Origin of the sequence: Xenorhabdus siamensis (genome assembly GCF_037996745.1) — a bacterium.
Taxonomy (GTDB): Bacteria; Pseudomonadota; Gammaproteobacteria; order Enterobacterales; family Enterobacteriaceae; genus Xenorhabdus; species Xenorhabdus indica.
Genome location: NZ_JBBMXE010000010.1, coordinates 264,120 through 287,999 on the forward strand (window position 1 = coordinate 264,120; position 23,880 = coordinate 287,999).

At 47.9% G+C, this 23,880-nt stretch carries 7 protein-coding genes; all 7 read left to right on the plus strand.

The features are described from left to right. Nucleotides 1-22 precede the first annotated feature (22 nt). The 7 genes from AAC852_RS11670 to AAC852_RS11700 all read left to right on the plus strand — a co-directional run bounded on the left by AAC852_RS11670 (nucleotide 23) and on the right by AAC852_RS11700 (nucleotide 23,880). Nucleotides 23-4,513: a polyketide synthase family protein gene (locus tag AAC852_RS11670; RefSeq protein WP_340621171.1), complete on the plus strand. Its 4,491-nt coding sequence runs from the start codon at nucleotides 23-25 to the stop codon at nucleotides 4,511-4,513. Next, complete coding sequence (locus AAC852_RS11675; RefSeq protein ID WP_340621172.1) at nucleotides 4,510-7,557, plus strand: PfaD family polyunsaturated fatty acid/polyketide biosynthesis protein; 3,048 nt, start codon at nucleotides 4,510-4,512, stop codon at nucleotides 7,555-7,557. Before AAC852_RS11670 ends, AAC852_RS11675 begins: the two co-directional genes overlap by 4 nt. Continuing rightward, a complete protein-coding gene (locus AAC852_RS11680; RefSeq protein ID WP_340621173.1) occupies nucleotides 7,554-8,321 on the plus strand; it encodes an SDR family NAD(P)-dependent oxidoreductase in 768 nt (255 codons plus the stop codon). The genes AAC852_RS11675 and AAC852_RS11680 overlap by 4 nt, the downstream gene beginning before the upstream one ends. A 124-nt stretch (nucleotides 8,322-8,445) precedes the next feature. Beyond that, nucleotides 8,446-9,690 (plus strand): SDR family oxidoreductase, encoded by a 1,245-nt coding sequence (locus AAC852_RS11685; RefSeq protein ID WP_340621174.1) that lies wholly within the window; start codon nucleotides 8,446-8,448, stop codon nucleotides 9,688-9,690. Between the two features lie 52 nt (nucleotides 9,691-9,742). After that, the gene (locus AAC852_RS11690) at nucleotides 9,743-10,540 is read left to right on the plus strand and encodes an amidohydrolase (RefSeq protein ID WP_340621175.1); all 798 of its coding nucleotides are present in this window, start codon (nucleotides 9,743-9,745) and stop codon (nucleotides 10,538-10,540) included. Nucleotides 10,541-10,696: 156 nt separating this feature from the next. After that, nucleotides 10,697-15,595 carry an amino acid adenylation domain-containing protein gene (locus AAC852_RS11695; protein ID WP_340621176.1) on the plus strand — a complete coding sequence of 1,633 codons (4,899 nt, stop codon included), beginning with the start codon at nucleotides 10,697-10,699 and terminating at the stop codon, nucleotides 15,593-15,595. Continuing rightward, nucleotides 15,532-23,880 carry an amino acid adenylation domain-containing protein gene (locus AAC852_RS11700; RefSeq protein WP_340621201.1) on the plus strand — a complete coding sequence of 2,783 codons (8,349 nt, stop codon included), beginning with the start codon at nucleotides 15,532-15,534 and terminating at the stop codon, nucleotides 23,878-23,880. The genes AAC852_RS11695 and AAC852_RS11700 overlap by 64 nt, the downstream gene beginning before the upstream one ends.

Sequence of the window (23,880 nt, forward strand, 5' to 3'; positions counted from 1 at the left end):
CATATTAAGGAGTCTCTCCTTTATGGAACATATTGCAATTGTTGGGGTTGGGTGTTTATTTCCCGGAGCAGATACCCCTGAAAAATACTGGGATAATCTGTTACACGAAAAGGATTGTTCCACACCTTTATCGGCTCTGGAATTGGGGGTTGATCCGGCTTGTTATTATTCTCCGGTTGCCAGCACACCTGACACCATTAATTATGTCAATAATGGACACGTCCGTGATTTTCATTTTGATGGCAAAGGATATAACTTGCCGGAAGAAGAATTAAATACACTGGATGATCTATTTAAATGGACAATCTATGCGGCAGAACAGGCATTAAATGACAGTGGATATCGCCAGCGTAAGAATGTATTGCAAAAAACGGGACTAATTCTCGGCAGTATCGGTATGCCGACTCATTCAACTAAAAAGTTAATGAGTCCGTTCTATCACAAAATATTACAACCCTATATTCAAAAATTAATTGGGCGACCGGATTTTCAATTTAATCAATTCTGGCCACAGGCTAATCATTCTGACCAGAATTTAATAACCGGCGGGCACAATGCCACAATTGCTGCATTGGCACTTGGACTGGCAGGTCCCCGTTATTGCCTTGATGCTGCATGTGCCTCGGCGCTGTATGCCATCAAACTGGGTGCTGATTATCTTCTCAGCCACAAGGCAGACATGATGCTGGTTGGGTCAATTTGCCATGTAGACCATATCTATATCGACCATGGATTTAATATCTTGCAGGTTTTCCCTGAAAAGGGTGAATCTATTCCTTTTGATAAAGCATCCAAAGGCGTGAAATCCGGGGAAGGTGTTGGCATTGTTGCTATTAAGCGTTATGCCGATGCTGTCCGTGATAACGATAAAATCTATGGCATCGTTGAATCTATTGGCTTGTCCAACGATGCGGGTACTAAGCATGTGTTAGTACCCGATCAGCAAGGGCAGAACGTTGCATTAGAACGCGCCTATCAGAATAGTTCGCGGAACATCGATTACATTGAGTGCCATGCAACCGGTACTAATATTGGGGATCAAATAGAGCTATCGACTATCGAAACCTTTTTTGGTGAACATAATCTTGATGGACAGGGAAAAATTCCATTAATTGGTGCTAATAAAGCTATCAATGGTCATATGCTCACTGCGTCCGGTATGGGGAGTTTGCTGAAAGTCTTGTTAGCGATGCAGCATAACCTGATCCCTGCCACGCCACGGGTCAATCAACTGGTTTCAACACCCAAAGGGAAGCTTAATATCGATCATATTGTGCGGAAAGCCAGACCCTGGCCTGAAAGTCAGCGGCCTAAACGTGCTGGTATTAATGCCTTTGGTTTCGGTGGTGTCAACGGGCATATGGTCGTCAGTGAAGATACCCCTGAACGACGAGCGGCTTGTATACCGTTCCAGTCGGAAAAAACGCCGGAAATTGATCCGCTGGCCATTGTCGGTATTGGCGTACATATGGCAAAAACTGAGGATAATCAGACGCTGGATCAGGCATTACAGCAAGGTATTCAGCATTTTTATCCGCTGCCGAAAACCCGTTGGATTGGCATGGAGAAACGCTCTGATGTGTTGGCAATGCGTGGAGTGAATCAGCCACCTTTAGGCTCCTATATCGAATCATTTGAATTTGACTGTAAGAAATTCAAATTACCACCGAATGTTGTTGGCGCACATTTAAGTTGTCACCTGTTCCTGTTGCCTATCGCGGAACGTGCATTTCTTGATGCCGGTTATCAATTGGATGGCAATAAGCGCAATATTGCCGTAATTGTGGCGGGAGGAATCGATTATAGCTGTTTGCGTTATCAGGTACGCAATGAAATTAGCTGGCAATTGAAACAGAGCCTGAGTCGTCACGGTATTCAATTGTCGGCAGAAGATACCCTCGCTTTGCAGGAGATCGTAAAAGATAGCCTGTACCCGAAACCTTATCCCGAAGGTATTACCGGGGGGATTGGTAATATTGTGGCGAGCCGTTTGGCGGCACATTTGAAGCTGAATGGCCCGGCATTTACGCTCTATGGTGAAGAAAATTCTCCGTTTAAGGCACTGGAATTAGCTCAGTTTATGCTGAGCAGACAACATGTAGATGCGGTGATGGTTGCCTGTAGCAGTTTCGGCGGCACTCTGGAAAATGTGTTGTGGGATCATCAATCTGAGCACGGAAATCAGATAGTCGGGGATGGTGGCGGAGCCATTGTTCTCAAACGCGAACAGGATGCCATTAATGACAATACACCGACTTATGCCGTGTTGGATGGGATTGGCACTTGCTATTTGCCTGATCACTCCCTTGATTTCATAGTAAACGAAGATGCCATTGTGGCAGCCGCGCAATCAAGCCTGACCGCTGCCGGTTGTAGCGCAGATCAGATCGGTTATATTGAGTTGTATGCGGGCGGCAAATCTGGAGAGATTGCGGCTGAATTGTCTGCGTTGGGGCGGGTCTATGGTGCGACAGACGGGCGACCAACGACGGCTATCGGCACTCTGAAAGCCAATTACGGACACCTGTTTGCATCTGCTGGTCTGTTCGGCATTATTAAATCGGCTCTGCAACTGACACAACGATACTTACCGGTATTGCCGGATTACCCTTATCGTCAGAAATTGGCACATTATGCAGAGGGAAAATTCCACTTACCAGTACAAACTCAGGCGTGGCCAGCGCCAGTCAAAGCGCCTCGTCGTGCTGCAATCAGTCACTTGGGTATCGACCGTTCCTACAATCATGTGATTTTAAGTGAACCCCAGAGTGGAAAACGTGCTCGTCCAACCAGGTTATCGGCGTCAGATCAGCCCAGTCTGAAAGTGACAGTCTATACTGCGAGAGAAAAAACAGTAGAGGAATTCATTCTTAACGCTCAGGCCGTAGATCGTTTTGCAGCACTGGCTGCAGCGGCTGTACCGTCAAACGAGCCAAACAAGCCAAACAAAGCAGAACTAAACAAGGCAGAAACAATTCAGAAAATGCCACTGTCGATGGAAGTTAACCATTTCATCCGTAATGCCAATACCCAACTGCGTTATCTGCAATTGGAACAGACATTTTATCAGTTGATAAAACAACATTTGGCAGACATGCCGGGCACACCGTCAATAAATTCGCAACCCCTGACAGTTACCGAACCTGCTGTTACAAAGGTTATGCCCAAATCGGTTATGCCGAAAAAATCAGAGATAACTTTGCCGGTAATATTTGACGAACAACAATTACTGGAATTAACCGACGGCAGCGTGGAGAAGATTCTGGGGGCTGATTATGCGGAAGTGGATAGCTATCCGATACGTACCCGTATGCCATCGCCACCGTTTATGTTTGTTTCCCGCATTACGGCGCTTTCTGCTGTAAAAGACAAACTGGAACCCTGCTACATTGAATGGGAGTACGATATTCCTGAAGAGGCATGGTATGTCGTGAATGATCGTATTCCTTCCTTTGTCGCGCTGGAGTCCTCTCATGCAATGATCGTGGCGTTTACAGTTATAGGCTGTGACATGATGTTCAAAGGACAGCTTTGTTACCGGGCGGTGGATTGCAGTACGACAATTTACAGCGAAATGCCAAAGGCAGGCGAAGTATTGCGCGGACGTGTCAATATCACCTCAGTCATACGGATAGGTGGCCGTTTTCTGGCGAACTATGAGTACTTCTGCTACGTGGGGGAACGTCTGGTATTCAGACTGGTAGCGGTTTCCGGTTTCTTCAGCCGTAAAGAAATTGAGAAAGCGGGGGAATTTGATACCAGCGCCTATCTTAATCTTACCAGAGACAAACCAGACGGAGTGGCAAAACCGTTCACGCTGTTATCAAAAAACAGGCAATCACAACATGAGCCATCATACGCCGAATTCTTACATAAGGAATTGCTGCATTGTGACCGGACAACATTCACCGAGCAAGACATCACCTACGTGATGAATGGTGATCTGACTGCCTGTTTCGGTTCCCAATATGGTCGTATCTATGGCGAAAACCTGTGTACTCCCGATACCCGTATGTTAAGCAGGATCCTCAGCGTTGACACAGTGGGGGGAATGTTTGGTTTGGGGCAGATAGTGGGTGAGTTTGATATCGATCCTGAACACTGGGCATTTAAGGCGCATTTCAAAAATGATCCTGTTATGCCGGGAACGCTGTTGGTGGAAGGTTCAGAACAATTGATGAAATTCTACCTATTCTATCTTGGATTAAATTCCCTGCCAGATCTGGAAGTGCAGACGCTGACCGATCATACAACCAATGCCAAATTCCGTGGTGAAGTGCAATGTGAACGAAATGTGCTGCAATACCGGCTGACCTGTAAATCCATTGAAGCTCGCTACACGGACATAGACGACAAACTGGAATCTGTCACCCTGTTTTTCATTGCAGAAACGTTGTACCGCGACAGTGTGGTGGGGATAAGTGACAACATGGGCGTGCGGTATGTCCGCCGTCAGTCACAGCAAATGACCGGAACAGGTGTAGCAGAACTGGGACAGGACACCACAAAATGAATCAGCACTTATCGGTTAATTTATCGGGTCATCAACCAAAGGCACATTTGTTGTTGGAAAGCCTCTCCCGTTTGCAAGATTTGGCTGTTGAACTGCGGGTTATAAAATCCGGCACATCCGTTTCGCTGTTATCCGCAGATGAACCGGTGACAGAACAGGTTTCCGTTCTGGGTAGCCTGCCGGCAATAACGGCAAGCAGTTTAGGAGATGCCGGCTTCATGGCGGATTATGGTGTGGATTACGCCTATTATGCCGGTGCTATGGCTAACGGTATCCACTCTGAAGAGATGGTTATCGCATTAGGCAAACAGCGCATTTTAGGGATCTTTGGTTCCGGTGGCTTGCGTATTCAGCGGATCGCAGAAGCAATTGCACGTATCCGGCAGGCATTGCCGGGAGGGCCATTCGGCGTCAATTTGCTGCACAACCCTGGCAATCCTGAATGGGAAATGGCTTGTGTGCGTCTGTGTATAGAAAATCAGGTGCGGGTAATTGAAGCATCGGCCTATATCAATCTCAGTCCGGCGCTGGTCTATTACCGTGTCAGTGGTCTGGCCCAACAGCCTGATGGCACAATCCTGCGTCACCATCGCCTGATTGCCAAAGTTTCCCGTCGGGAAGTGGCACAGCACTTCCTGCATCCGGCTCCCGAAAACATACTGCAAAAATTACTGACAGACGGGCTTATCACCCCGGAACAGGCAGAGCTGGCACGACAGGTTTCAATGGCAGATGACATTACCGTAGAAGGCGATTCCGGCGGGCATACCGATCAAGGTGTACTGGCCTGTATTTTCCGTTCCATTGTACAGCTACGGGATGAAGTACAGCTACAAATCGCAGATGAAACCCAAAACGGAGCTCATAATCGCTGCCAAGTACGGATTGGCGCTGCGGGTGGTCTGGGAACACCTCATGCCATTCTGGCAGCTTTTGCACTGGGAGCCGCTTATGTTGTCACTGGTTCAATCAACCAGAGCTGTGTGGAAGCGGGAACATCTGATGCTGTGAAAAAAATGCTGGCACAAGCCCGCATCAATGATGTTGCTACTGCACCATCAGCGGATATGTTTGAACTGGGCGCCAAAGTACAGGTGTTGAAACAGGGTAGTATGTACGCTGTGCGGGCACAGAAACTGTACAACCTATATAAACAATATGACAGTCTGGATGACATACCTGAACAAGAAATTACCCTGCTGGAAAAACAGGTATTTCATAAGCCACTGTCAGACATCTGGCAGGAAACTATCCACTATTTCCATACCATCAACCAACCCGACACCATTGCCAGAGCAGAAAAACAGCCGAAGAAGAAAATGGCGCTGGTCTTCCAGTGGTATCTCGGTCAATCGTCCCGTTGGGCGATTACCGGTGATTCTGTACGCAATATGGATTACCAAATCTGGTGTGGTGCGGCCATGGGGGCCATGAACGAATGGCTGAAAGGCACTCCATTTGAAGCGGTTGAAAACAGACATGTCAGTAAGATTGCCAATCTATTGATGAATGGGGCGGCTTATCTGGCCCGTATAGCATTACTCGAATTACTCAATGTTGTTGTACCTGAACAAGTGAAACGGCATATGTTGCTGAATCACGAACTGTCTGATCAAAAACAATCCGATCACGAACAATCCAACCAAAAATATGAGCAAGAATCAAAGGTGAGGAGTAAAGAATCTATGGATGCTTCAACAAAATTATGTCTGGACAATTCAAAAGGCTTTTATAAAAAATGCTGGGATCTGATGCCCGGCGGATCACACTATAACTTTGGTGATCCTGAGCGTCCGTTGGTGATCCCGTTTAACCGTGGGGAAAGATCCCGTGTGTGGGATCTGGATGGAAATGAACATCTGGATCTGTTCTGTAAATTTGGGGCATTACTGGTTGGGCATCACAATGAGGCTTACAACAGTTCATTGATCGAATACATGAATAAAGTGATTTCCGTTGACACCTGTGATTTGGAAGTCGATGTTTGTGAAACGATGGTCAAACACATCCCTTGTGCCGAAATGGTCCGTTTTTGCCTGAGCGGAACAGAAGCGGTACAAAATGCGTTGCGTCTTGCCCGTGCCTTTACCGGCAAAAACCGTTTTATTCGTTTCCACGGTCATTATCATGGCAATGCTGACAACATTATGGGCTGGCGCAAGAAGCAGGATCTGACTTATCCGGTGCCAGAGCAGTTCAAAGGTGACTTGTTAGATACATTAGGACGCGATCCTAAAGTCATTACCGATCAGTCTTTCATGCTGCCGTGGAATGACATCGATATATTAACTGCCACCGTAGAGCGCTACCACAATGAAATCGCTGCTGTTCTGATGGAGCCGATTTGCATTAACGGCGGGGGGATTTTCCCTGTTGAAGGTTATCTGGAAAAAACCAAGGCACTGTGTGAGAAATATAATATTGTGCTGATTTTCGACGAAATCATCACCGGTGTTCGTTTGGGGTTGGGAGGCGCACAGAAAATACTGGGTGTAACCCCTCATCTGGCCACTTTCGGTAAGGCATTGGGCGGTGGTGCTATGCCAATCTCCGCTATTGCTGGTCGCCGTGACATTATGAATCTATACACCCGTGGGAAAGTCATTCACGCAGGGACTTTCAATGGTTATCCGCTTGGGCTGGCAGCTATCCAGACAACGTTCAGGCTGATTGAGGAAGATCCCGGCTGTTATGAGCGCATGGGTGACGTTATGCGCCAGATTTCCAATGTCTTTGTGAAAGCCGCAAAAGCTGTTGACCTGCCACTGGTTGTACAGGGAATGCCGACCGCATTGGTTTATCACTCTCAGGATACGCCTGTCACCTCTTCTGAAGGCTACAGCGATAAGGTTAAATTCTGCGACATCATTATTCGTGAAATTTCCAAACGCTATGGCATTCAGTTCTCTCCATTGTCCCGCATGTACCCCAACCTGTTGATGTCACAGGATGATGTACATTTCTTCGAAGAGCGGATCTTCGATGCAATGGTAAATGCCCGTAAGGTGATTGATATCACATTTAAAGAAGGGCTGGCTGGATGAGTCGGAAAATTGCTGTTGTAACCGGCGCGGCAGGGGGATTCGGCACCGCGATTACCAAGACACTGTTGGATATTGGTTACCTGGTGGCCGCAACGGATATCAGCATACAAAAACTGGCGCTCCTGAAGGAGCGCCTTGGGCAGCCTGAATCCCTGGCAATTTTTGAAATGGATGTGACTGATGTTGCTTCCGTCGAACGGACGGAGCAACAGATCACGGAAACATTAGGCAAGACGATCACCGTTCTGGTGAACAATGCAGGCATTATCCACCGGGCTTTCTGCCTGTCGGGCAGAGGGTTGCCGGAGTCTACCAAAGTGATCGATGTCAATCTGGTCGGTGCTTTCAACTGTACAACGATTTTTGTTCGCCAGATGGCGCAACAGAAATATGGGCGCATTATCAATATCGCTTCCGTTGCTGGCATTTGGGGAGCAGCAGGAAGTGCTGCTTATGGCGCATCAAAAGCGGGATTAATTTCTGCGACAGAATCCTGGGGACGTGAACTGGGGCCGTTGAATATCAGTGTCACCGCCGTTGCTCCGGGGATTTGCAAAACTGACATGCTGGAACAGTTCGTCAGTTCTGGCCCGATGGAATCTGCGGCAGAAGATAAGATTGTGCGTTCAATCGTGCCTGTCGGGCGTTGGGGAACGTCAGATGATGTGGCTGAAGTTGTGGGATTTTTGGCGAGTTGTAAAACCAATTATCTCAATACCGCAGTGATCTCACTGGATGGTGGAATGCGTGTTGGCACTATATGAGAGATAAGAAGAGATAAGAGCGTATACCCATAAATCTCAGGGGGCAGCCAGTAAAGCTGCTACCTGAGACAGGTATGAAAAAACAGCAAGTAACACATTTAATCATTAGATGTAGGGGATAAACATGCTCAACCATACCAAAAACCATACCCAAAAAGAGACCAAACACATCTTAATTACCGGCGCAACAGGTGTCATGGGGGGCAGGGTCTTACTTGAAATACTGACTACAACTGATGCCAGTGTATATTGCCTGATAAGAGCTGAAAATAATTCACAGGCACTGGCGCGTTTGGCAGATTTTTTGTTCACCTACGATCAGGAAAAACGGAGCCGAGACCAACTTCACCGTGTTATTCCTGTATTGGGTGATATTACGAAAACAGATCTTGGGCTGACAGCAGAGCTTTACTCAGCGTTAACCGACAAAATTGACAGAGTTATTCATTGTGCTGCCTGGACCAGTTTAGTGGCATCTTATGGCCGGCTTGCACCTGTTAATGTGTTGGGAACACGAAATATCATTGAATTCTGCCTACAGGGCAATATACCGATGCTTTATACCTCCAGCTTTAGCGTAGTGGGAGAACATCTATATCGTGACGGTTTTGTTCTGCATGAAACGGATCTTGATGTAGGGCAGAGATTTGATGACATGGATTATGAACGTACCAAATTTGAATCGGAGCAAGCTGTCCATCGTGCGGGAGAAAAAGGTCTTAAGTGGGTCATTGTGCGTCCGGGCAATATTTGGGGCGATAGTACTGATGGCAGTTACCCATTGCGGCAAACTAAAGTCAAAGGCATTTATTATGAAATGATCAGGGCATTGGTGGAAACAGGACTCACGTTTAATTCACAGGAAGATTTTGATATTTCTCCGGTGGATTATGTCGCGAAAGCATCATTGTATGCCATTTTAGATATCGAAAAATTTAATGGAAAAACCCTTCATCTGACGGCGCCTGATCCGATCACTTTCAATGATATTGTTTTATTCCTGAGGGAATTCGGTTATCGCATCCAGACCGTTGACAACGATGACTACATGGAAGCGTTGGCACAAAACTGTTTGTATCTCAATGGGAAACCTTACCGTTCAGTTTTTACTGACCTATTGGCACTCGCTCATAGCGGCATAGAAATGAACGAAAAAGCCAAATATGCCACAGAGATGACAATGGATTTACTCAGTGGCAGCGGCATTCAATGCCCACCATCAGATAAAACACTGCTTTTCCGTTATTTCAACTATTTAATTGCATCCGACTTCATTCCACCTCCTCAACAGCAGGGAGAAAAGGGCGAAATCCGCAAAATATCGGCACAGAGTGGTTATCTGGAACACCTGTTTGATGCTGACCTGTAATGAATGTTGATAAAAAATAAATAACAAAACATATATTGAAACGGAGTTTGCAATGATTGCTCAGAATCTTAAGGTAACCATGATTCAAACCGATTTGGTTTGGGAAAATGCAACAAAAAACCGCGAACATATCGAACGCCACATCGCACAAGTGACTGATAGTGATCTGATCATTTTGCCGGAGATGTTCACTACAGGGTTCAGTATGAAGCCACAAGCCATTGCTGAAACGATGGATGGCCCCAGTATTCAGTGGATGAAAAAGCAGGCAGCCGCGAAGGAGTGTACGATTGTTGGCAGCATGATTATCACTGAAAACCAGCATTTCTATAACCGTCTGTTGTGGGTTAATGCAGACGGCTCCATCGCCCACTATGACAAAAAACACCTCTTCTCTTTCGCCCAGGAAGATCATGAATACACAGCAGGTAATGCCCCGCTGATTGTGGATTTCAAAGGTTGGAAAATAGCCACTTTTATTTGTTATGACCTGCGTTTCCCGATTTGGTCACGCAATATCAATGGCCACTACGATGCAGCGCTTTATATCGCAAGCTGGCCTGCCAAACGCTCCTTGCACTGGTGCACTCTGTTGCAGGCACGTGCAATTGAAAACCAGAGCTATGTCATCGGGGTCAATCGTGTGGGGCAGGATGGCAATCAACTCGACTATGCAGGTGATTCCATGTTGATCGATCCGTTGGGTGAAATCTTACTGCACGAGCGGGATAACGAGACAGTAAACACCATGACCATCTCTCTTGCTCATGTCCGGGATGTCAGAGAACGCTTCCCATTCCTGAAAGATGCGGATGCTTTTGTTTTAAAAGAGAGCATTTTGAGGGAGTGACGCTCCGAATTTAGATGTTGCAGGAAATTGTAGAAATAAGTGTTGAAAGAATGGATTTGGGGAATATGCCTTTTCTGGCATGACGCCCGGGGCTGTTTTGTCACGTATCAAAGCTGTTTTGTCATGTAATCGTGTTTTATTGAAGGAAGATGGCTAATGGTGATTTCAACCAAATTTGAGCAAATCGTTGTACGTTTCCCGGAAAATATCGCGGTGACACAGGGAAACGAAAGCTTGACCTATCGTACCTTGTCAGAGCGCGTTACTGGACTTAGTCATATATTGCACCATCAGGCTGAAAGTCAGTACGTCATGACATTGATGGAAGAGAGTATTTCTCTAATAACGGCAGCATTAGCCATTATGAAAGCCGGCAAAGTGTTTGTTCCATTATCCCCTAAGTTACCGGAGCAACGCCTTGCCACATTACTGGCACAATTCCGTGGTGCAACTATTATCACTTGCCGTCAATGGTTGCCCCTGCTGGAGCATTTGTCAGAAGATTATTCGCTGGTGCTGGCTGATGAAGTGCAGAAAAGCCGTTCAATTCCTTCGTTATTCGCGGGAGAGCCGGAGAACTCACTGTCTGTCGATAACACTGCCGGCACACATAACAAACCAGCATATGTCTACTTTACATCGGGGTCTACCGGGCAACCTAAAGCCATATTAGGGCGTGAAGACAGCTTATTGCATTTTATCCGTTGGGAAAGCCGTGAACTGAATCTGACGCCCGCTGACAAAGTCAGCCAATTGATAAATCAGATGTTCGATCCCTTCCTGCGTGATATGTTGTTACCGTTGCTTAACGGGGCAACACTGTGTATTCCTCCTGCCCACGATATCCGTTATTCGCCGCAGGAATTACTGAGTTGGATGCGCGAACAGCGGATCAGTATTACCCACCTTATTCCCTCTTTGTTTCAGGTTTTGCTGGAGTGTCCGCAATCCAGTAACGACCTGCAATCTTTGAGGTATGCCGTTTTGTCGGGTGAAATGCTGAAAGGCTCACTGGTAGAGCTATTTTACCAGCGTCAGTTGCAACAAACCCAATTAATCAACCTGTATGGGACGACAGAAACCACACTGGCGAGAGTCTACTATCGTGTCACAGAAAAAGATGTTCAACGTACGTTGATTCCTGCCGGTAAACCCATAGACGATACCACCATCATCGTTGTTGATGAGCAAGGCGAAACCGTTCCGGTTGGTGCCGAAGGGGAAGTGTGGATCAGCACTCCCTTTATGAGTGCGGGTTACTTGTCAGCCGAGTCTGAAAATAACTTACGTTTTATCACACCGGAAAAAGGGACACTGGCTGGTCAGCCGGTTTACCGGACAGGTGATTTGGGACGTATTGATGAGCAGGGGGATTTGATCCTGCTTGGCCGTAATGACTTTCAGATCAAAATCAATGGTCAGCGCCTTGAAACGGCAGAGATAGAGAGCCTGCTTGAACAACATCCTGCGGTACAACAAGCGATTGTACAGGCGTTTGAACAGTCACAGAAACCGTCACAAAAACCGTCACAAAAACCGTCACAAAAACCGTCATATAGTGTGCGGCTGGTGGCATTTATCCGTCTGGCACCGGAAATGACAGTAACGGCAGAAACATTAGATGCCTATCTGGTGCCCCATCTGGCCGCTGCTATGCGCCCTGCTGATTATCAGTTCTTGTCACTGTTCCCGCTGTTATCCAATGGCAAAATTGACCGCAAGGCACTGCAAGCACCGGTTGTCCGCCAGACATACCAAAACCGGCAGGATATTGTTATCCCACGGGGGGAACGGGAAACAAAACTGGCAGCTATCTGGCAATCGTTGTTACATATCAAACAAGTCGGGCGTGACGATAGTTTTTTTGCACTGGGAGGGGATTCCCTACAGGCAATTCGTATGATTGCACAAGTGCGGGAAAAAATGGGGCTGAGTTTGCGTTTTGGTGACCTGTTCCAGCAACCCACGCTTGCCCAGTGTGCAGCGATATTGCGGGTTGATGAGCTGTCAGAGGGGATAGCGGATGAGATAACTGCCAGCTATGAACAGCAGGGTATTTACCTGATCCAACAAACCGCTTCTTCCAGCCCGATTTACAACATGGCCTATATTGTCCAGTGGCAGGGAGCACTGGATCATCAGCGGCTACAACAATCCCTTGACGCTTTGATCGCCCGTTATGACGTATTGAGAACCCGTTTTCTGATGCAAAAAGGGGATATCATTGCGCAGGTAGCAGAGCATCTTTCTGCCAGCCCGGTTACTGCAAAGGTAATCTGGCAAGATCTGAGCCAGTATGGCCCACAGGCTCAAGCGCAGGCAGAAAACATTATCAGCCAATTTGCGACCTTGCCATTTGAATTAACCGAGCCGCCATTGCTACGCATGACAGCGCTGACACTCCGGCCACATAGTCAACTGATTGTACTGGTCTTCCACCACTTAATTGTGGATGACGAATCAGTGAAACGGCTGTGGGATGAGTTGCTGGAAAATTACAGCGTGCTGCAAGCAGGGAAAACACTTGAGATCCGGCACGCGCGTTATGGTCAACGGGAACATGCACGCCTCCAGCATCAACGGATCAATGGGGCTGCTGGCATAGCCGCCCGCCAATACTGGCAGCGTCAGTTGGCAGGAACACTCCCGCTGATCCAATTACCTTATGACTTTCCGACACCTGCCATACGCAGTTATCAGGGAAGGCGTTTGCCATTTAGCCTGCCCACCGCATTTCATGAACAGATTGATACATTAGCCTATCAGTATGGTGTCACTCCTTATCTGATCTTACAGGCCGGATTTATTGCATTTCTGGCGCGCTATTCACGTCAGAGCGACATTCTGTTGGGTACACCCGTTTCCAACCGTCACTACAGTGAGGATCAACAGCCGGTTGGTCTGTTATTCAACGTATTGGTGATGCGTAATCAGGTTGATACCAGCCAATCATTCGAACAACTGCTGGCCCAAGTTAAATCCACCTTTATTGATGCCGTTGCACATCAGGATATGCCGTTTAGCCAATTACTCCCTCTGCTAAAAGGCAATTTATTACAAAATAATGGGGAAGATAATCATCAACCGGGGCTTTCCCCACTGTTCCAGACTCTGTTTACCTACCAGAATATACCGGTCACCGGTAAACGAATGGGGGCTGTGCAGCTTTCTCCATTACGCCAGTGGGATATGCAAGTCGCCAAATATGAGCTGACATTGGAGATGTGGCGTGAAGAAGGGGAATTACAGGGAATATTTGAGTATGCCAGTGATCGTTTTCTGCCAGAGACGATTTCCCGCATGGTGGAAAACTTTTGCCATTTTCTGCCGCAATTGATCGAGCAACCGCAACAGGCCATCGGGCGGGTTTCTTTGCTCAGTCCTGCACAGCAGCAACAACTGGCTGAGTGGAACCGGACTGAACGCCCATTCAGCGATAATACGGGCATTCACCAGCTTATCGAGCGACAGGTGCAGCATGTACCAGAAGCCATTGCGGTTGAATTCGGTCAGCAATCGCTGACTTATGCTGAATTGGATCAGCGCGCCAACCAATTGGCCTATTTTCTGATCCAACAAGGGGTAGGGCCAGAAGTTTGTGTCGGATTAAGTGTCGAACGCTCACTGGAACTGGTGATCTGTTTTCTGGCTATCCTGAAAGCCGGTGGAGTTTATGTACCGGTTGATCCTGATTATCCGCTGGATCGCAGTCGTTATGTGATTGAAGATGCCGGTTTGCATCTGCTGGTGACACAAGATCAATTTATGGCACGTTATCAGGATTGCAACCTTCCTTTATTCTCCCTTGAGACCTTGATGCCTCAACTGTCAGCATTCAGTGTGGAAAATCCACGCGTAGATGTCCGGGCAGAAAATACTGCCTATATCATCTATACATCAGGCTCCAGTGGAAAACCGAAAGGTGTGCCTATCCGACACCACAGTGTATGCAATCTGGCAGAAACAGAAGTTGAATTCCTGGCTGTACCACCGAACAGCCGGGTCCTCCAATTTGCCTCTTTCAGTTTTGATACCTCCATCTGGGAAATTCTGATGGCGTTCTGTACCGGCAGCACATTATTAATGGCTCCCCGTCTTGCCATCATGCCTGGCCCGGATCTGCTGGAACAACTTATTACGCGACGTGTTACTCATGTCACATTGCCTGCTTCGGCGCTGGCCGCACTGCCTGAAGCTGAGTTACCTGATTTGCAGGTACTGTTAGTCGCCGGGGAAGCCTGTGGTGTGGATCTGCTGCATAAATGGGGCAAAAACCGCCGTTTTATTAACTCCTATGGCCCGACAGAAGCAACGGTCGGTACAACCAATGCTGAGTTGACGATAGACGATGACCGTGTTCACATTGGTCGTCCGATCCCCAACTCTCAGGTCTGGATTTTGGATGAGTATGGTGCACCATTACCGATTGGCGTTGCGGGTGAACTTTGCATTGGCGGTGTTGGGGTCGCTACAGGCTATCTGCACCGACCAGAACTGACTGAACGCAGTTTTATCCCCGATCCGTTCAGCTCCCTGCCTGATGCCCGCCTTTATCGTACCGGCGATCTGGCTCGTTACCGGGCAGACGGCAACATTGACTATCTGGGACGTATTGATCAACAAATAAAAATCCGTGGTTATCGTGTAGAACTGGGAGAAATCGAGAGTGCTTTGCGTCAGCATCCCGCTATTTCTGATGCGGTGGCGATGGTACGGGAAGATTACCTGAATGCCAGCGCTATCGTTGCCTATATACTCACCCAACCTGATACCACACTTGATCAATCACAGATTGAGTCACATCTGGGGGATCTCTGCCGGAATTTATGCGCCCTTCCTGCTACGTTTTCCTGCACGAATTCCCCCGATTACCGAATAATAAAGTGGACAGAAAACGCTTCCCCACACCGATGCGGCAGACGGGCGAAGCCATTGTTGAACCAGCCCGGAATGAAACAGAACAGGCGATTATCCAGGTCTGGCAGACCTTATTGGGGCATCAGGCGATTGGCCGTCATACCTCATTTTTTGCCGCGGGTGGACACTCGCTATTAGCGGCTAAAATGGTAGCAATACTTGCCAGCCAATTCGGGCTGCATTTCAAAGTCAGCGATGTTTTTATCTGCCGAACGCCAATGCGGTTGGCGGAGAGGGTGGATTCAACGGTCAGTACGGGTTCATTAAATCTGTCTGTGATCGACGATGCACCATTGAGCTTTGCTCAACAACGGATGTGGTTCCTTGACCAACTATATCCTGATAGTTGTCGTTATCACATAACCAGTATTAAAACCTTTGCCAGTATAAAAACGCTTGTTGGCAAGGAGAATGACGGTAATGTGGCTGACAATAACGTGGAGATTGAACGGATACAGAAAAGCGTAAATTTGCTGTTCCGTCGTTATCCATCACTCAATCTGCGTCTGCGGATGGAGGGAACCACGCCCCGGCAATATTACAGTGAGCAGTCACCGGACTGCCCACATGAGATTATTGAAGTACAGAATGAGCAAGAGTGGCAGCAGCAGTTACAGCAGCGAGCCGCCGGTATGATGCGAACACCGTTCCAGCTAATTGGCCAACCATTGTACCGCCTGTTGCTGGTATCGGATGCACGGCAGGGAAGTGCCCTGATTGTCTGTCTGCACCATATTCTGGTGGATGAACAGGCACTGGCACAGCTTGATGATGAATTGCTGTCGCTATACCAGTCAGAAGCGAATGGTCTTCCAGAAGAAAATAATCTGTCAGAAGAGGGCATCCAGCAGGCACCTGTGCCTGATTACCTGCAATTCGCTGCATGGGAGCGCAGTCCTGAAGCGCAACAAGTCTGGCATAGCCAATTAGCGTATTGGCGTCAGGTATATCAGCAATTACCGCCAGTGGTGACATTACCTCAGCAATATCATGCACCGGTTGAAGAATCGAAAGCAGCTTACCATCGCCTGCCGCTGTCCATTGAGCAGACCAAAGCACTGCGCCAGTTAGCACAACAGCAGGATACGACACTGTTTACCCTGTTATTGGCGGCTTTCCAGATCTTGTTACAGCGTTACAGCAGTGAAGGTGACGCAACAGGAGATATCGTTATTGGCGTACCTGTTTCTCTGCGTGACAGACCGGAACTGCAATCGGTTATCGGGCTTCTGCTGAATACCTTAGCGGTACGTCAGAATGTCGATATCAGCCGTCCGTTTACTGAATTTCTGCTTGATAGTGCCCGGACACTGAATCAGGCAATGGCTAACAAAGACGTTCCGTTTGAACAGGTGGTGGATGCTGTTCTGCCAGCAGAGAAGCGTTCGCTTTCTCCCCTGTTTCAGATCATGTTTGTGTTTAATGCGCACCAGCAACAGATCAATGAGCAACTTCGTACTGATATTCGTACTGATGCTCGTCATTACGCTATAGACAGTCAGTCAATAGACAATCCAGAAGCCAAATTCGATTTAACCCTGTTTGTACAGGAAACAGCGGATAGCCTGCTATTGTCGATTGAATATCGTGAGGCGTGTTTTGCACCCGAAATTGTGGCGCAACTAGTGACACATTATGCCCGTTTGTTGGATAGCCTGTGTCGTGCGCCAGACCAGCCTGTCTATCAATTGGCAATGTTGTCACCACAAGAACGACAGCAGCAGTTAAGCGATCTCAATGCCACAGTACAACCCCTGTTGTACCCGGTGGTGCATCAATGGTTCGAACAGCAGGTGTGCAGAACACCACGGGCGATTGCTCTGCGTGAGCAATATGAAACAGGGTTAGCATTGAGCTATGACCAGCTTAACCAACACGCTAATCGGCTGGCGAATGATTTACTGGCACAGGGGATGGGTCAGGGTTCACAGGTCGGGATCTGCCTGCCACGTTCAGCCATGCTCGTCGTAGCGATTCTCGCGGTATTGAAAACCGGTGCTGCATATGTACCAATTGATAGTACCTATCCGGCAGAACGTGCCCGTTTTATGCTGGAAGATGCACAAGTGGCACAGGTGATTACGACTGACGAACAGGCCACCAGATTAGCGTTGCCATCACATCATCTTATGCTGTTGACGCCGGAGCAGTTTACCTTAGAACCAGTTACCTCAAAACCAGTTATCTCAAAATCAGTTACCTTCAAACCAGTAATAGACAATCAGGTTGCTATTCCCAATCCTGATATTGCGATTTCACCAGAACAGCCTGCTTATATCCTCTATACCTCTGGTTCTACCGGCAGACCGAAAGGGGTCATCATTCCACATCGGGGACTGGGGAACTATCTGCAACATGCCTGTGAACATTATGGTGATCTGACTAAACGGGGAAATACTCTTCATGCCTCCATTTCCTTTGATGCGACGATTACCAGCCTGTTCCTGCCGTTATTACAGGGGCAAACCCTGTTTATTTTGCCTGAAGAGGATGATATCCCGGCACTGGTGCAGGCATGGCAACAATTGCCGGATCTGGCAATGGCGAAAATCACTCCCGCTCACCTGGAGCTCTTAAGCCAGCAATTATTACCGGAACACGCAGGCCGGATACCGCTGCTGGTGATTGGCGGAGAAAGTCTTTCTGCCAGCGCATTGCGTTTCTGGCGGCAACATGCACCGCAGGTCAGGATTATCAATGAATATGGCCCGACGGAAGCCACCGTGGGCTGCTGTATTTACGACATACTGGCCGGAGACGTAAAAGGGGATGGTGTACTGCCAATTGGTCATCCGATAGCCAATACCCGGCTGTATCTGTTGGATGAGTACCAGCAACTGGTGCCGTTCGGTTCAATTGGTGAACTGTACATTGGTGGGGTTGGAGTGGGTCTAGGCTATTTCAATCGTCTTGATCTGACTGAAAGCCGATTTATTACCGATCCTTTCTCTCCGTTGTCACAGGAAAAACCGTCATCACAGGAAAAACTCTATCGGACTGGCGACTTGGCGCGTTATCTGCCAGACGGAAATTTACTGTTCCTCGGCCGTAAAGACCAGCAAGTTAAACTGCATGGCTACCGGATTGAACTGGAAGAGGTAGAAGCTCAGCTTGCAGCTTGTCAGGGCGTTGCTCAGGCGGCAGCGGGCGTGCGGGACATTTATGGACGCCAGCATCTGGTGGCCTATCTGGTGATGAACACACCTGCTGTGGCAGATCTGGAAAATGTGCGGCAGGAACTGAGTCAACGACTGCCAGTACCTATGCGTCCTACCCAATGGATCTTGCAGGAAACATTACCACTCACAGCTAACGGTAAAATTGATCGTAAAGCTCTGGCACAAATCCCTTTAACTGAGCAACCCCGTCAAACTGTGCGTCGGATGCCGGTGACGGCACTGGAAAAACAACTGACAAAAATCTGGCAACAAGTATTGGATCAGGAAAATCTGGGGATTGATGATGATTTCTTTGTTCTGGGAGGAGATTCTATTCTCAGCCTGCAAATAGTGTTCAGAGTACGGGAGATTGGGCTGCGGATCACACCAAAAATGCTGTTTGACTATCCTACTATTGCGGGATTAGCCGCTGTGGTGACACAGGTAAATAACATTGCTGGCAACGCTGAGGACAACACTCAACCCGTGCAGGGAGAATACGCTTTACTGCCAATTCAGCATTGGTTTTTTGCACACCATCATACTAATCCACACCACTATAACCAGTCTTATCTGTATGCGCTGGAGGAAGGAACAGACATATTACTTTTAGCGCGGGCGTTGGTTCTGGTGGTCAATCAACATGATGGCTTACGCTCTCGTTTCTCATTGGCAAATGGTTATAGGCCGGATTATGGGCAGATAGGAGAACCTGTTACAGAGTGGCAGATAGAACAATGTCAGATCACAGAAAACCCGGCAAGGGAAGCTCTGGTACAGGCCGTTGCTGAACGTCAGGCACAATTGAATATTGAACATGGCCCGTTATTGACCGCGACCCATTTTATTACCACAGAAGGAAATTATCTGTTGCTGGCCGTTCATCATCTGGTGATAGATGGTGTTTCGTGGCGCATTTTTACGGAAGATTTAAGTTATTACTATCGAACATTACTGGCAGGGGAAAACCCACGCCTGGTGGTAAAAAGTGCCTCTTTGATTGAGTGGTCATCTCACCTTGCGGATTATGCTCAATCTGAACAGTCACAGGATGAATATCATTTCTGGCAGCAAAAACTGAATCAAACTGTAGCTCCGTTGCCCTGTGATCGGGGAGAAAAACCTTTCCCCGGTTTAGTTAAAGAGTCGGCTAAATACCGGTTAGCACTGGATCTTACTGCCACCACAAATCTGGTTCAGCACACCGGACACGCCTACCGCACCCATGTTGGTGATTTGTTATTGGCAGCGCTGGCAGCAACACTGCAACACTGGAGTGGTTCTGAATTACTGCATGTGGACATGGAAGGGCATGGACGGGAAAGCCTGCATGAAAATGTGGATGTCAGCCGGACAGTCGGCTGGTTTACGGTTATTTATCCTCTGTTGTTGTCACTACCTGCATCTTGTCCGCCTGATCAACTGCTCCAGTTGGTTAAAGAAGCGGTACGTCAGGTGCCTTATAGCGGAACAGGTTATGGCGCGCTGCGCTATTCCCGCTACACCCAGACATCCACCAATAATCAATTGCCTGTTATCCCTGCGGCAGATATCTGCTTCAACTATCTCGGACAATTTACCCGTACCTTCCATCAGGCGCCATTACAGGGCGTTGCAGATATCGGACTGGCGCATCGTCATGCGGCGGATAACTCAAGATCATATGCACTGGAAGTGGATTGCTACATTGATGAGGGGCAATTACAGATAGAGTGGACGTATAACCACCAATGTTATCAGTATGAAACCATTGATAAGTTGGCAATGGCGATGAAAGAGCAGATTATCCGGCTGACTGAACATTGCATGGCTCAGACTCAGACCACTTACACGCCGTCTGATTTCCCGCTTGCCCGTTTGAATGTCGAAACACTGCGCCAATTGCAGCAACGATATGGCGTGATGGAAGATATTTATCCGCTGACTTATACCCAAGAAGGAATGCTGTTCCACTCTATGGCCGGACAAGGCAGCGCGCTGTATCACGAACAGTTGTGTTTTACTTTATTCCATAAGCACACGTTTGATGGCGTGGATATTACCCGCCTACAGCAGGCATGGCAGCAGGCGGTGACTTACTATCCTATCCTGCGCAGCCATTTTGAAATGAGCCTTGCTGGTGAACCACTGCAAATCGTGATGCCTCAGCAGGAACTGGATTGGCGGCAACATGATCTACGGCTGCATAACCCATCTGATGCGGAACAGTACCGCCAAAACTTGCTGGCGGCAGATCTGGCGGAAGAGTTTATACCGGGACATGGCGCGTTATTCCGAATTACCGTGCTGCAACTCCCGGATGAGCAAATACAACTTTTGTTCAGCCATCATCATGCCATTCTTGATGGATGGTCAGTCAGACTGTTATTAACAACGGTTGAATCTTTCTATTATCGTCCGGCTGATATTTTGCCTCCTGCACCGGCATTTAAATCCTTTATTCGCTGGCAACAGCAAAGCCGTAAAGCGTGTCAGGATTATTGGCAGGCGCAATTAACTGATGTCAATGCAGTAACACCATTGCCTGCGGCTCATCCGCTCAGAACAGCCAGTCAGTTGAAACAACGACATTCATTTAGTCTGTCTACAGAACTTTCTGGTCAATTGGCAGAAACCGGACGTCGTCACCGTTTAACCATCAGCACCCTGATTCAGGGGGCATGGGCATTACTGTTACAACGTTACAGCCAGCAGGATGCATGTCTGTTTGGCATGACAGTATCCGGCCGGCAGGCAGAATTAGCCGGCATCGATAAAATGGTGGGACTGTTAATCAGTACATTGCCTATTCATATCACCAGCCATATGAATCAACCCGTTGCCGATTGGCTGAGCGCCATTCAACAGCAGCAGCGAGAACATGAAAAATTCAGTGATATCTCGCTGGCGGATCTGAAATCCACGTGTGCTCTGCCGGCATTTGATACCTTGCTGGTGTTTGAAAATTATCCGCAATCCGGCGCACGGGAAAACCTGTTTAAATTTACACAGGCCACGGAAAGTACAAATTACCCATTGGTACTGGTCACGGCTTTCTCTGACAGCCTGCATGGCGAGCTGGTCTATGATACGGGTCTGTATGATGCAACTACGGTGGCCCGTCTGGCAGGGCACTTTATCCGCATTCTGACCCAGTTAATGAATAATATGACGGGGGTGTTGACAGACATTGCATTGCTGGATGAGCGAGAAAAGCGGCAATTGCTGACCCAATGGCAGGGGCCAGTATTGCCGGTTTTTGCGGGCAATGTGTATAGCTTGTTTGCCCGTCAGGTACAACGTTCCTCCCAACAGTCTTCCCAACAGATCGCTGTGATAGATGGACAGCGGCAGGTCAGTTATGCGGAATTGGAGCAGCAGGTTGAACAGATCAGCCTCCGCCTGTATCACAGTCAGATTCATGCGGGTGACAGAGTTGCGCTCTATTTGCCACGCAGTCTGGATTATATCGCTGCCATGCTGGCAGTCAGCAGAATGGGGGCTTGTTATGTGCCAATTGATATCTCTTACCCCACAGAGCGGGTCACCTATTTATTGTCTGACAGCCAAAGTTGTCTGGTATTAACCTATCAGGCGTTGGCGGCATCTCTTATTCCTGAAATTGCTGTACTGGCACTGGATCAGGAACCAGAGCCTGTTCCGACATGTGCTTTATCGCAACAATCGTTACCTCCCGTGGCTGATGATGAAAATGCACTGGTGTATCTGATTTACACTTCTGGATCTACAGGAATGCCGAAAGGCGTCATGATTGAACATCGCAGTCTGATTAACTATTTGACCGATACCTGTTGGCGTTATCAGGTAACTGAGAATACCCAAAGTCTGTTCCATTCATCTGTCAGTTTTGATGCCACCTTAACCAGTCTCTATCTGCCGCTGTTGCATGGCGGCACTATTACCGTGATACGGGATGATGCGGATATTGCTTCAATGGCGGAGATATTACGGCAACCATTACCACAAAAGCAGGGCGGTCATCTGCTGAAAATCACGCCGGCCCATCTTGGTATTTTGGGAGAATATCTGGATGTTGCCGCGAAATCCCGTGTTCATTCATTAGTCATCGGGGGAGATGCGCTGAGTTGTGAAACCGTACAGGAATGGCTGACTGATGTAGCCGATATTGGCGTGTTCAACGAATATGGCCCCACAGAGACGGTTGTCGGATGTTGTGTTCATCGTGCAGATAAGCATCAGGACTTACAGGGCACGATGCCGATTGGTTTGCCAATCGCTAATACTCGCCTGTTTGTCCTTAATGAAGATTTGTCCCCAACCCCATTCGGCATGGCAGGAGAGTTGTATATCGGTGGCTTGGGTGTGGCAAGAGGTTATTGGAATCGCCCTGAATTAACCGCAGAAAAATTCATCACGATATCAATTCCACAAGGGGACGTATCACAAGAGGGCATGTCACAAGAGGAAATACCACAAGAAGAAATACTACAAGAAAAAGTGCGGATTTATCGCACAGGAGATCGAGTCTGCGCCTTGCCGGATGGTGAATTGCTCTATCTTGGTCGCTGTGACCGACAAATCAAACTGCGCGGCTATCGTATTGAACCGGGAGAGATTGAGTCTCAGCTTATGCAGCATCCCTATGTGCAGCAAAGTGCGGTGCTTGCTTATTCCGGGTTTGCTAATGCCGATAAACAGAGCGAAATACGGCTAATAGCTTGTGTATCCCTTAAATCAGCAGCGAAAGCCAATGTGATATCTCCAGAGTCACTTTTAGAACAAATGTCAGGACAACTGCTTGATTTTCTCAGCAGACAATTACCCGCACATATGCTGCCGAGCACCATTGTACTGTTGGATGAGATGCCTCAAACCACGAATGGCAAGATGGATTATCAGGCTTTGTTGGCGCGTTTGCCGGAATATTTATCTGAGTGGCAGCAGAAAGAATTACAGCAGAAAAAACAGGAGGGCAGCGTTTTACATATCCCGCAAACACCGCTGGAAAGCCGTCTCAGGGATATCTGGAGTGAGGTACTGCAACAACAACAGATAGGATGTGACCAGAATTTCTTTGCTTTGGGAGGGCACTCATTGCACGCCTTACGCATTGCTGCCCGTATTGAACAGCAACTGGCAGTCAGGATCTCTCTGGCTGAATTTTTGCAGTGCCAGACAATTAAACAGCTTGCTCATTTACTGGAATCTCGTATGGCCGGGGGAGATCGTGTTAGTCACAACACGATCGCTCATAGCACAGGCCCTCAAAACACCATAAAACGTGTCGTACGGGAACGGAAATAA